General features: G+C 34.7%; 10 protein-coding genes. All 10 read right to left on the minus strand.

Going from position 1 to position 12,866, the window contains the following annotated elements; translation table 11 throughout:
- Positions 1-11: 11 nt before the first annotated feature.
- Complete coding sequence (locus QLQ95_RS07370) at positions 12-626, minus strand: hypothetical protein (protein ID WP_095928495.1); 615 nt, start codon at positions 624-626, stop codon at positions 12-14.
- Positions 616-1,119 carry an RNA polymerase sigma factor gene (locus QLQ95_RS07375; RefSeq protein WP_482503234.1) on the minus strand — a complete coding sequence of 168 codons (504 nt, stop codon included), beginning with the start codon at positions 1,117-1,119 and terminating at the stop codon, positions 616-618. Before QLQ95_RS07375 ends, QLQ95_RS07370 begins: the two co-directional genes overlap by 11 nt.
- A 7-nt stretch (positions 1,120-1,126) precedes the next feature.
- Entirely contained in the window at positions 1,127-1,996 is an 870-nt protein-coding gene (locus QLQ95_RS07380) for a TraB/GumN family protein (RefSeq protein ID WP_482503236.1), read from the minus strand.
- Between the two features lie 105 nt (positions 1,997-2,101).
- Positions 2,102-3,238: an aminotransferase class I/II-fold pyridoxal phosphate-dependent enzyme gene (locus QLQ95_RS07385; RefSeq protein WP_482503238.1), complete on the minus strand. Its 1,137-nt coding sequence runs from the start codon at positions 3,236-3,238 to the stop codon at positions 2,102-2,104.
- 74 nt (positions 3,239-3,312) lie between these two features.
- On the minus strand, positions 3,313-3,951 hold the full coding sequence (locus tag QLQ95_RS07390) for an NAD(P)-dependent oxidoreductase (RefSeq protein ID WP_428238331.1): 639 nt from the start codon (positions 3,949-3,951) through the stop codon (positions 3,313-3,315).
- A 189-nt stretch (positions 3,952-4,140) separates the two neighbouring features.
- Positions 4,141-4,422: a FoF1 ATP synthase subunit delta/epsilon gene (locus QLQ95_RS07395; RefSeq protein WP_095928500.1), complete on the minus strand. Its 282-nt coding sequence runs from the start codon at positions 4,420-4,422 to the stop codon at positions 4,141-4,143.
- Between the two features lie 96 nt (positions 4,423-4,518).
- Positions 4,519-6,030, minus strand: coding sequence for a F0F1 ATP synthase subunit beta (atpD, locus tag QLQ95_RS07400; protein ID WP_095928501.1), 1,512 nt, complete (start codon positions 6,028-6,030; stop codon positions 4,519-4,521).
- A 234-nt stretch (positions 6,031-6,264) separates the two neighbouring features.
- On the minus strand, positions 6,265-7,791 hold the full coding sequence (locus QLQ95_RS07405) for an SGNH/GDSL hydrolase family protein (protein WP_482503241.1): 1,527 nt from the start codon (positions 7,789-7,791) through the stop codon (positions 6,265-6,267).
- Between the two features lie 85 nt (positions 7,792-7,876).
- Positions 7,877-10,705, minus strand: a complete 2,829-nt coding sequence (locus tag QLQ95_RS07410) for a TonB-dependent receptor (protein WP_482503243.1) — start codon at positions 10,703-10,705, stop codon at positions 7,877-7,879.
- Between the two features lie 308 nt (positions 10,706-11,013).
- Positions 11,014-12,864, minus strand: coding sequence for a glutamine--fructose-6-phosphate transaminase (isomerizing) (gene glmS, locus QLQ95_RS07415; RefSeq protein ID WP_482503244.1), 1,851 nt, complete (start codon positions 12,862-12,864; stop codon positions 11,014-11,016).
- Positions 12,865-12,866: the final 2 nt, after the last annotated feature.

Genomic DNA, 12,866 nt, shown 5'->3' on the forward strand with positions numbered 1-12,866 from the left:
GTTTCTTGTTTTTATTCTTCTTTTAACTCGTCTATTACTTTTTTGATCTCTTTGGCGTATTTTCCATAAAACTTTTGAACCCACCATTCTAAAGAAATTCCCATAGAAAGTATCGTAAAAACAATGATAGCAAAAAAACCAAATAACTGTCCGTTAGTAAATTCGTGATTTAATAAACCTGATTTTTCAGAAAGGCCGTAAAAATAAAAGCCCAATAAGTACACAACGATAAAAGGAGTCAGAGAGAAACCAAATGTTTTATACAATTCCATATTCAGTCTAATATCAAAATACGTCTCATACAAACTGTCTTTTGTTTTCAATGTTATTGCATTCAATCTTTTAAAAAAGAAATATAATTTTAATAAGTAGTAAACGCAAACAGCCAAAAACAAGCTATAGATTAAATAATACAAGAAAATCATCTGTGCATTAAAATGACAAATTATCGGAATTGCTGCCATAGAAATTATGGACAATATTTGATAGATAAATTCATTTTTTAGATTTGTTCTGATTTTGTCTAATGGTGTATTAGCAGACTGAATCTTTTCTAGGTTTGACGGCAGAACAACATTTTCAGGTTTTTCGTTATTCCATGCATTTTGTATGTCGTTAAAATCCATATCCTTGTTTTTTAATAATTTCTTTTAATTTTTCTTTGGCTCTATTCAGTTTCACTCTAGCATTCCCTTCAGATATTCCAAGATTATCTCCTATTTCTTTATGAGAGAATCCTTCTAGTTGATAGAAAATGATAGCCTTATCTATTTTTTCTAGTTTCTGTACCGCTTTGTAAAAATGATCCAACTGGCTTTCTTTTATATGAGAATCTCCTTCATCCTCTTTGACATTTTCTGAAGCGATTTCATATCTGTCCACCTTCCGTTTTTCTTTCTTCAAAAAGACAATTGCCGTATTTACTGCAACTCTATACATCCATGTCGAAAACTGGCTTTCATTCCGAAAAGATTCATATGATTTCCAGAGTTGGCATACAATCTCCTGGAACAAATCCTGCTGATCATCAGAATTATCCATATACATCTTAGAAACTTTATACAAAATTCCTTTATGGCTTTCTATTCGATTTAAAAACTCTTGTTCCTTCTCTCTCAAAGCAGATTTAGTTCATTACAGGTTTTACAGTATATCCTTCTTTTCTCAATAAATTAATAACTCCATACTCACCACCTAAATGCGCTGCGCCAATAGCTATGAAAATACCATTTTGCTTTAGTAACTCCGGCATTTGTTTTACCCAGTTTAGATTTCTATCATCAAGAATCTGCTTTTTAGTTTTTTCACTTGTAAATCGTTTATCTGTACTAAATGCATACATCGCTTCAATGTTTTCTTTTTTGTAGGCATCTACCAATTCCACCGTTTCTTCAGGAGTCGATTCTTCTAGAAGTGCCAGCATTTCATCATTAGAATAAGCCTTTTCAAGAATTTCGAATTGAGCTTTAACAGACTCTAATCCCGTAATAGAAACATTTCTTTTTTTGGCAGCATCAGAAAATTTCATTTCATAAAACTTCAAATCTGTACAACCAAAACTCTTCATAGAAATCAGGCTCAAAACTGTCACAAGACTAAAACTGTCTACTTGCTGTACCGACATTCCGGTGCTCTTTTTTAAAATAGAATCTAATTTTGTAAGTTGTTCTGGTGTTAGCTTTTTACTCAAAGGTTCTTTTCCCATTGCCAATTGCTGCATTTGGCTCATTTCGTTCGGATCGGTAAAGTTGATTTCTAAAAACAATTTATCCGATTTCTCAAAAGCATTTTTGGCTTTTTCAGATAAGAAATAGTCTTTTGAACAGATCATGTGAATCGTTCCGTATAAATAAGAAGATTTCTGAAGCCCTTTTCCTGAAACCTCCCAAAGAAGAGAATTTTCCAGTTTTGAAGTTTTGCTTTGAGCTGAAATGTCATTACAAACAAAAAAGAAGAATATAAGTAAAGTTGCTATAAATTGAAATCTGGTTTTCATGATTTAATATCGTTTATTTGATTACAGTGTGTAAGTAATCGAAAAAACAAAACGTTACAAAAAACTTTACTCTTTTTTCAAATTTAAGTCTTGAAAAATCAGAATCTAAAAAACAAAATCTCTAACTAATTCCAAAACCTGATTAATTTCTTGCTGCGAATTATAACTGTGAATGCAAAAACGAAGTCGTTCCTGATTTTCTGGAACAATTGGCGAAACAATTGCCTGCACATCGAATCCTTTATTCTGAAGTTCTTCTGCCAATTTTTTGACATTTTCATTGCCTGGAACAATTGCAGAATGAATTGGAGATTTACTGTGAACGAACATTGGTTTTAAACCCAGCAAATTTTTCTGCTGATTAAAGAATACAATATTCTGGCGAAGCTTTTCAATCGCCCCTTTTTCGATTTCCAACTGCTGATAAGCCATAAAAATTGTTGCTACAGCATGAGGCGACAAAGCGGTTGTAAAAATAAAACTGTGTGCAAAATTGATTAAATATTCTCTAAGTTCAATACTTCCTAAAATTGCCGCTCCTTGAGATCCTAAACCTTTTCCAAAAGTTACGATTCGGGCAAAAATTTTATCGTGAAGTTTCAGATACTGAGTAAGTCCCTCTCCTTTTTCTCCAAAAACGCCCAAAGCGTGAGCTTCGTCAACAATTAAATAACAATTGTATTTTTCTGAAAGCTGTATCAACTCTTCTAAATTTGGACTATCTCCGTCCATAGAAAAAACAGTTTCGGTTACAATATAAATTGTGCTATCTGGAAATTTAAGAATGTGTTTTTCTAAATCTTCAACATCATTGTGAATATAATGATGCGAATTTGCTCGAGACATCGCGATGCCATCTTTTATAGAAGCGTGACACAATTCATCATACAAAACAACATCATTTTCTTGCGGTACAGCGCTAAAAAATCCTAAATTGGCATTGTATCCCGAATTGAAAATTAAAGCCGCTTCTGCTTCATGAAATTGAGTTATAAAGCTTTCTGCAATTGGATAAAGAGAATGGTTTCCTGAAGTTAATCTAGAACCCGTTGCTCCATTCTGAAAAATCTCATTTTCTAGCAAATAAGCATGAGTGTGTTTGAATAAAGTTTCCGATTTAGAAAATCCGATGTAATCATTAGAAGAAAAATCAATTAGATTATTAAACACAGGAAGTTTTCGAAAACTATTTTCCTGTTTACAACTTTCTAATTTACGATTAAGATTTTCTGGCAGCTTCATAAAACCAAAGTTAGGCAATTCATTTTAGAATTAACAAAACAGCGGATTATATGAAATCCGCCGTTTTTCTAAATTTAAATGGCACTAATAAAAGGAGATTGTCTACTATAGTTTGACTCGATCATTTCTTTTACCATAAACTTCGAAATATCAAAAGCCGAAATTTTTTCGCCCAAACAATCTTCAAGATTTACAGTGATTTCAGAGCTTTCATCAGAAAAAACAATTAAAGGAACCCGGACTTGCGTCCAATCTATTTTGCTATCAACCAAAAGATCATAGGTGAACTGTCGGTCTTTTTGAATTTCAGGAAAATTCGTTTTCATCCAATCGGTTGCCATAATCGTCTTCGGACTCTTCTTATCAAATGGGGTGCCTATATTTAAACCCGCCAATAAAACATACCGCTCAATTCCGTAACGTTTCATGGCATTCAAAACATTCTTCGTTGCCTGACTGGCAACCATAGGCTCGCCTGGCCGCTGACCAATAGTACTGACCACTGCCTGACAATCTTTAAGTAATAAGTTTATCGATTCTTCATTAATAGCATCACCTTTAATGATTTCTATTTTTGAGTTTTGAATGGTAAAATCGTCGGGATTTCTCAATAGAAGTTTTACGCTAAATCCGTTTTCTAATAACTGTTGTACAAGATACTTTCCAGTTCTTCCGCCGCCGCCAAGAACAGCAACTTTTGATATATTTTTCATATATATTCTTTATAAAATTTGACATAAGAATGTTGCTTCATTGTCTAATTATGAAGCAAAACTGCAAAAGCTTACTAAGCTTTTACTATTGATCGAATATTTTATAAAGAGATTTTAATAGTTCAAAAGTAATAAAATAAAAAAAGCCAGACAATACTGTCTGGCTTTCCTGCTTATTTTGAAATTGTCTTAGTCAACTAAAACAATTATCTTATTGTTTTTCATTTCGATTGTTCCTGACTTAATCTCTAAAGTATAAGTTTGGTCATTAACTCTCGTAAATTTATCAGCAGCCTCTTTAGAAAAATTGAAGCTTGGAGCTGCAATTTTAATTGTTCCCTCTTCTAAGATAGAAACAATTGGCGCGTGATGATTTAAAATCTGAAAACTTCCATTAACTCCTGGCAAAGTAACCGATGTTACCTCTCCTGAAAATAATTTCGCTTCTGGTGATACTATTTCTAAAATCATAACCGTTTTTTAAAATTCCAAATTATAAAATTCCAAATCCCAATCTTGGAATTTGGAATTTTTATTTTTTTGATTTTATCAAGCTCTGCTTGATTATTATGCTTCAGCTAACATTTTCTCTCCAGCTTCGATTGCATCTTGAATAGAACCTTTCAAGTTGAATGCTGCTTCTGGAAGGTGATCTAACTCACCATCGATGATCATGTTAAATCCTTTGATAGTATCTTTAATATCAACTAATACACCTGGGATACCTGTAAATTGCTCTGCTACGTGGAATGGCTGAGACAAGAAACGTTGTACACGACGTGCTCTTGCTACTGAAAGTTTATCCTCTTCAGATAACTCCTCCATACCAAGGATAGCAATGATATCTTGTAATTGTTTGTATTTTTGAAGAATTTCTTTAACTCTTTGTGCACAGTCGTAGTGCTCGTTTCCTAAAATTTGAGGAGTTAAGATTCTAGAAGTAGAATCTAACGGGTCAACCGCAGGGTAGATACCTAACTCAGCAATTTTACGTGACAATACAGTTGTTGCATCTAAGTGGGCGAAAGTTGTAGCTGGCGCCGGGTCAGTTAAGTCATCCGCAGGAACGTAAACCGCTTGTACAGATGTAATAGATCCTTTGTTTGTAGATGTAATACGCTCTTGCATAGCACCCATCTCTGTTGCCAAAGTTGGTTGGTAACCTACTGCAGATGGCATACGACCTAAAAGTGCCGATACCTCAGAACCTGCTTGAGTAAAACGGAAGATATTATCAACGAAGAATAATACATCTTTACCTTGATCAGATCCAGCTCCATCACGGAAATACTCAGCGATAGATAATCCTGAAAGTGCCACACGTGCACGAGCTCCAGGTGGCTCATTCATTTGTCCGAAAACGAAAGTAGCTTTAGACTCTCTCATTCCTGGCATATCTACTTTAGATAAATCCCATCCTCCATTTTCCATAGAGTGCATGAAATCATCACCGTATTTAATAATTCCTGACTCCAACATCTCACGAAGCAAGTCATTTCCTTCACGTGTTCTTTCACCTACTCCAGCGAATACAGAAAGTCCACCGTGACCTTTTGCGATATTGTTGATCAACTCCTGAATCAATACTGTTTTACCAACACCAGCACCACCGAACAATCCAATTTTACCTCCTTTTGCATAAGGCTCAATCAAATCGATTACTTTAATACCTGTGAATAAAACTTCAGATGAAGTTGACAAATCTTCAAATTTAGGAGCTTGTCTGTGAATAGACAAACCGTTTTCTCCTGTTTTTGGCAAGTTTCCTAAACCATCAATTGCATCTCCAATTACATTAAATAATCTTCCATATACGTCTGGACCGATTGGCATTTGGATTGGATTTCCTGTTCCAACTACTTCATATCCTCTAGACAAACCGTCTGTAGAGTCCATAGATATAGTACGAACAGTGTTTTCTCCAATGTGAGATTGTACTTCTAGAACTAAGATAGTTCCGTCTTTTTTAGTGACTTCTAGTGAATCATAAATTTTTGGAAGTTCAACATCCTTACCGTTGAAAACTACGTCAACTACTGGTCCAATGATTTGAGCAACTTTTCCTATTACTTTTGACATTACTTATGTATTTATTAAATAGCTATTTAGGTTTATCGAAAATACCTCTTTTTTCAGAGCGCAAAGATAATTTTTTAAAATATAAAATCAATTTTTTTTTCATAAAAAATAGCATGATTTTGTTTGATTCATAAAACTTGGCTAAAAAATAACAAAAACAGCATTTTTTTATTAAATAAAAAAACCGCTTCATTGGTAAAAATGAGCGGTTTTAAGGTTAAAAATAGTTATACATTATAATGTAGCTGGAAATAGAACTTGATAATTACCAATATCTACACCTTTTAAGTTAGAACCATACTTAGCATTAATCGCTTGGATAAATTTATTAGCAATAAAAGCATATCCTCTTGGAGATGGATGAACACCATCTAAAGAAAACATACCGCCAGTAACAAATGTCGCTTTTAATGTAAAGCTGTTCATTGTAACTCCGCTTGGTTTGTTTAGATCATCCATAATTGTTTTAGCATCAACCATTGCCAAGCCATTTGCTTCAGCCGCTGCTTTAATTACAGAATTATATGCCGTAGTCGCCACTTCAATCTCTGCCACTTCAGAAGGCAATAAAACATATCTGTCTGGCAACGGAAAAGTAATTCCTAATTGAGAGAGTGAAGCCGAAGGAGAAGCAATTCCGTCAGCAGCTACCGATGGAACTTTTCCAATTCTTGATGAAGCTCCTAAAACAATTAAATCTGTAGGAAGCGCTTGTCTTGCTCTTCCAAAAATCATTCCCATTGCCGTAGCAGTATTAACATCTAATCCGCCACCCATTAGCACTGCTTTTAAATTGGCCGACAAATCCGGCAACGTTTCATCTACTATTAGCAACGGATTATTCCCTGTTGCAGATAAAAGTTTAATTCTATCCCCTTGCCCTAAAAATTTCAATGCATTACTCAATGGCCCATACAATTGCGCATTTAAAGTACCAACCATACTCGCTCCTCCAACTGTTAAATTAGCCTGAGTAAGCTGATTGTATGTTATCACATGAAAATGAGGAAGAGTGGTAATATTTGGCAAATTAGCTATAACTCCTTTTCTTCCGCCTGCAACAAGCTGAGCCACTAAACCTTTGTAAGCCGCCTCAAAAGTCGCAGGAGGCGTTAACGGATTTACTGTTGGATCTCCACCTGCAGTAGCATATCCTAACTCATCATTCCCTCCAATCCATAAAGAAAAGAAAGTAGGGTTTTGACTTAAAGCATCGGCCAAAACAGTTGTTGTCGCGCTAGATGCAAAACGAGCAAAATAAGGATTTGCCATTCCTGTAGTAACACCTGCAACATTACCATAACCAGGAGCAAGTAAATGAAAACTTTTTGCTCCAGGAACCCCTAAATTATTAAATGTTCCTGACAAATGAGCTGTAACCTCAGTTGTTGGCACTCCTGTAACCGGCACAGGTGTTCCATTAAAATACAAACGCGGACCAGCAACAACATTTCCTCCTAAAAGCAAACCGCCGATATTATCATTTGCAAAAGGCGTTTTGAATTCGCCCCCGCCCACTAGAGCAAATTGTTGCGCTAAAATATTTGGATAGGCTCCTTCTTGACCTTTAATAAACAAAGCATTATCACTAAATCCTGCCGCAAAAGAATCTCCTAAAGCAACATATTTGGCAAAATCAGCAGATCCAGAGGTCAAAGGCTTACCATCAGACGACTCCACTGCAGGAGTCACATCATCATCACTATTACAAGCCATAAAGGTTAACGAAACCAATAAAAGCCATTTGAAATTTTTTATCATAATTTATAATTTTTTATAATTATCTGCTTCCAAATCTGCATCGAGAAACATAAATAATGAATTTGACTAAGAGTTAAACAATCAATTATGGATTAATAGTCCAAGAAGCAAAATACTGCTGTCCGATTAATCCAGCTCCAATTACTTGATAGTATTCTTTACCGCCAATATTAGCAGCTCCTAATTTTACTACCGATTTCAATTTCGGAATTCCATAATTTATCTGAGCATCTATTACTGTTGCCTCTTTAATTATACCATCAGCAAAACCAGCCTGCCATAAATATTCACTATTCCATCTTCCGCTAACATTAAATCCGAAATTCTTAAACAGCTTATCATTTCCAATTGACATTTTAATTCTATGTTTTGGCGTATTAAATCCAGGCTCAAAACTTGGGTCTTTTGCTTGATCAAAATCAAACTGAGCATAGTTGTAGTTCACTCCCAACTCAAAGTTTGAAATAATTTTTCTAGAAAGTCCAACTCCAAATCCCAATGAATTTATTTCTACATCTGAATTTGTATACAATTGATACGTTCTATACTCTCCGTTTTGAAGCGCTCTAATTGACTGAACACCTGGATCAGAAGTTCCTGCAGCAATGTTTGGATTATCTTGAGCAGTTCCGTAGAAAGGAGAAACTACATTTAAGTTACCAATAAAATTGTTGTAAATATTGTAGTATCCATTAATATCTATTGACGTCCCTTCAAAAACAGAACGGTATCCTAACTCAAAAGCTTTTACTTCTTCTGGCTTTACATAATTAGCTCTAGATTTTTTCAATAGCGCAGCAGCACCAACTGGGTCTGTTCCTGCCATTGCAGAAAATGCAGTTACTGAACTTGCTATATAAGAATTCCCATAAGCATCGTTACCATTCATAACTTTTGTTGGACTTCCTGTATAAAGTTGGCCTTCTGCACTTAAATTGAATGTTTCATTAAATCTAGTTAAGTTATCAGGAGCAGAACCCAATAATACTGCATTTCCGATATTAAATCCTATGTACTGATCTTGAGTTGTAGGATTTCTAAAACCTGTTTGGAAAGATCCTCTGAAATTATGATTTCTTTTTTCACCTGCAGAATACACAAGAGATAAACGTGGAGAGAAATTACCATCAAAGTTTTTAGATTTATCATAACGAAGAGATCCTGTAAACTTCAATCTGTCGTCCATAAATTTTTTCATCAATTGCGCATATGCACCATATTCATTGTAATTTATCTGACTATTAGCATCCGTATAAATTCTTCCATGAGAATTTAACTCATAGGCTCTAAAAGATCCTCCAACTTGAATTTCAGCAAATTTTATTACATCTCTGAAATTATAATTTGCATCTGAGTGATACATTTTTGAATTATCCACCAATCTTGATCCAGTTAAAACATCCGGATCATTTATAACCTGATTGAACGCATTGTTAAACTGAGGCGTTCCTGGTAAAAAACGACCTGTATCTGCTGTAGATCTAGCCGCTGCATGTGCTTGTTGCGGATTCATTCCTGCCAAAGTCCCTTGTATGAAAGCCCCAGCATATTGACCAAACCAAGTATTATCGTCTTTCCATTTTCTATTTACATTAATACCGGTAAAAATCATATCATAAGAATTTCCTCCATCCTCTCCAGTCATGTAACCTCTTACAAAAAAGTTTTTCCCTTTAAGCTCTAATTTATTCTGATACATAAAAAAGTTATTCAAATAATACCTGTTTGCCCCTTGATAAACAGCATTTCCAGTACCAATTTTACTCTGCCAAATAACTTCCAATCTTTCATCTCCAAAAGGTCTTGCATGCAAAGAGAAATCAACTTTCATATTCGCAGCTTTATTATCTGTCAAATCAATTTCATTATACCCTGTTCTACTAACCATAGAATTCGGCAAAAGATTAGATGCCCCTGCCGGAATCAAACCCATTGCTTCCAACTTCTGACCAACACCCTTAATATTTGTAGCTGCTTCATCTCCATACACGTTAATTCCATCATAATTAGGATTCGTTCTATCAACACCTGCCCTAGTCTTGTCATTATAATTTGTAGCATACCAATCAGTAGCCTGCATGTAAGTAATGTTTGCTTTAGCCGCAATATATTTATTAAAAGCACGAGCAAATCGAACACCAAAATCATAATAGCCATTTGTGCCTGCAGCCTCTTGAGAAGTTACCCCATACTTTAAATAAGCCGAAACCCCTTGATCTACAAACGGGCTTTTACTAGTCATAAACAAAATACCATTAAAAGCATTAGCCCCATATAGAGCAGACGATGCCCCCGGAAGTAATTCCACACTTTGAACATCAATTTCTGACACTCCAATCATGTTTCCTAAAACAAAATTCAATAACGGAGACGAATTATCCATTCCATCTACCAGTTGCATAAAACGAGTATTCGCGACAGTAGCAAACCCCCTAGTGTTTATCGACTTGAACGACATACTACTAGTATTCATCTGCACTTCTTTCATATTCTCTAAACCATCATAAAAAGAAGGGGAAGCCGTTTTTTTGATTTCCTGAGCCCCCATTCTCTCAATGGTTACAGGAGACTCCAGAATTCTTTCTGGCGTTCTTGATGCAGAAACTACAATTTCATCCAATTTTGTTTCTTCATCCTTTAAAATCACATTCACTTTTTGATTTGCAGCTGTTACGTTTATCGTTTTAGTTTCAAATCCTACTGCCGAAACTTTTAAAGAAAAAGGCGGTTTAGCATTAGTAGTTAATTTAAACGATCCGTCGAAATCAGTAGAAGCACCACTATTTTCTCCGACAACAACAACATTAGCACCAGGGATAGATTGCTTATTAGCATCTGTAACCGAACCTGTAATTGTATTCTGCGCAAAGGACACTCCGCTGAATAACAACATAATTAGCAAGTAGACTCTCATTTTGGGTTAGTTTTTCGTTAGTATATATAGCCAAAATAAGAAAATATTTTAATATGCATAAAAAAACGTTAAATAAAATCAATATTTACCATCAAAATATACAATATTTTAACTATTTATTAATTCAATTTATTATAATAAAAACAAATAAAATGATAAGAAAAACCAATATACTATGCATACATATAAATTTTAATCAAAAAACTGAAAATTTCATAAAAATACATGTGTCAAAAAAAATTATTGACAATAAAAAAAAGCGAGACCTAAATCTCGCTTTTTTAACATATTAATACTTAATAGAATTTTTACTCTACTGTAACCGACTTCGCTAGGTTACGAGGCTGGTCAACATTACAACCTCTCATTACTGCAATGTAATAAGAAAGTAGTTGCAACGGAATTGTTGTAACCAATGGCGATAATGCATCTGAAGTTTCTGGAATTTCGATTACATAATCTGCCAATTCGCGTACTTGAGTATCTCCTTTTGTAACTACAGCAATAATTTTACCACTTCTTGATTTAATTTCCTGAATATTACTTACAATTTTATCATAATGCCCTTGTTTTGGAGCAATTACAATAACCGGCATAAATTCATCAATTAAAGCAATAGGGCCGTGCTTCATCTCTGCAGCCGGATATCCTTCTGCGTGGATGTATGAAATCTCTTTTAATTTCAATGCACCTTCTAAAGCTACAGGGAAATTGTATCCTCTACCTAAATAAAGACAGTTTGGCGCATCTTTAAAAGCAGCAGCAATTTCTTTAGCTCTACCATCAGTTTCTAATGCCTCAGACACTTTCTCAGGAATAATTTCTAATTCTTGAAGATAAGTATGGAAATCTGTATTTGATAACGTTCCTTTTGCTTTTCCTAAACGTAAAGCAATCATCGTTAAAACTGTAATCTGAGTAGTAAATGCTTTTGTTGAAGCTACTCCAATCTCTGGACCTGCGTGCGTGTAAGCACCTGCATGGCTTTCTCTAGAAATAGAAGAACCCACTACGTTACAAACTCCAAAGACAAATGCTCCGTTTTCTTTAGCCAATTTAATAGCCGCCATAGTATCTGCAGTTTCACCAGATTGTGAGATTGCAATAACTACGTCATCTTTATTAATAATCGGATTTCTGTATCTAAACTCAGAAGCATATTCTACCTCTACAGGAATACGGGTAAATTCCTCAAAGATATATTCTGCTACTAAACCTGCGTGCCAAGAAGTTCCACAAGCAACAATCAGGATTCGTTTTGCATTTAAGAATTTCTCCAGATTATCCTCAACACCTGCCATCTGAACAATTCCTTCATTAGCATGAAGTCTTCCTCTATAAGTGTCTTTAATTACACTTGGTTGCTCATAGATTTCTTTAAGCATGAAATGATCATACCCTCCTTTTTCAATCTGCTCCAAATTCATTTGAAGTTCTTGAATATAAGGATCCACTAAAGAGTCATCTTGGATTTTTCTAATTTTAATTGGCTTATGCAATCTAATATTTGCCATTTCGCCATCTTCTAAATAAACTGCATTAGAAGTATATTCAATAAATGGTGAAGCATCAGAAGCAATAAAATATTCTCCTTCTCCAACACCAATTGCTAACGGACTTCCTAATCTAGCCGCAACAAGTTCATTCGGATTTTTTTTATCAAAAACAGCAATTGCATAGGCACCAACAACTTGGTTCAATGCAACTTGTACAGCTTTACCTAATTTAAGATTTTCTTTCTTTTGAACTTCTTCTATTAAATTAACTAAAACTTCAGTATCTGTATCCGACTTAAAATTATAACCTCTTTTGATAAGCTCCTCTTTTAAAGGCGCATAATTCTCGATAATTCCGTTATGAATAATTGCTAAATCTCCAGAATTAGAAAGATGAGGGTGCGAATTCACATCATTTGGAACCCCGTGAGTTGCCCAACGTGTGTGTCCAATTCCAATATTACCGTTTATTGAAAAACCTTCATCGGCTTTAGCTTCAAGATCTGAAACTTTACCTTTTGTTTTGCAAACTTTAATGCCCGACTCGTTGTCATACAACATAACGCCGGCACTATCATATCCTCTGTACTCCAGACGCTTTAATCCCTTTATTACAATAGGATAAGCATCTCGATGACCGATATATCCAACAATTCCACACATAT

This window comes from Flavobacterium sp. B330r (assembly GCF_056824325.1).

What these genes read in the sequence shown, in the direction of transcription:
- QLQ95_RS07380 (WP_482503236.1), bottom strand. Translation starts at nt 1,996, where the DNA reads ATGAAAACCAGATTTCAATTTATAGCAACTTTACTTATATTCTTCTTT.
- QLQ95_RS07390 (WP_428238331.1), bottom strand. Translation starts at nt 3,951, where the DNA reads ATGAAAAATATATCAAAAGTTGCTGTTCTTGGCGGCGGCGGAAGAACT.
- QLQ95_RS07405 (WP_482503241.1), bottom strand. Translation starts at nt 7,791, where the DNA reads ATGATAAAAAATTTCAAATGGCTTTTATTGGTTTCGTTAACCTTTATG.
- glmS (WP_482503244.1), bottom strand. Translation starts at nt 12,864, where the DNA reads ATGTGTGGAATTGTTGGATATATCGGTCATCGAGATGCTTATCCTATT.
- QLQ95_RS07385 (WP_482503238.1), bottom strand. Translation starts at nt 3,238, where the DNA reads ATGAAGCTGCCAGAAAATCTTAATCGTAAATTAGAAAGTTGTAAACAG.
- QLQ95_RS07410 (WP_482503243.1), bottom strand. Translation starts at nt 10,705, where the DNA reads ATGAGAGTCTACTTGCTAATTATGTTGTTATTCAGCGGAGTGTCCTTT.
- atpD (WP_095928501.1), bottom strand. Translation starts at nt 6,030, where the DNA reads ATGTCAAAAGTAATAGGAAAAGTTGCTCAAATCATTGGACCAGTAGTT.
- QLQ95_RS07395 (WP_095928500.1), bottom strand. Translation starts at nt 4,422, where the DNA reads ATGATTTTAGAAATAGTATCACCAGAAGCGAAATTATTTTCAGGAGAG.
- QLQ95_RS07370 (WP_095928495.1), bottom strand. Translation starts at nt 626, where the DNA reads ATGGATTTTAACGACATACAAAATGCATGGAATAACGAAAAACCTGAA.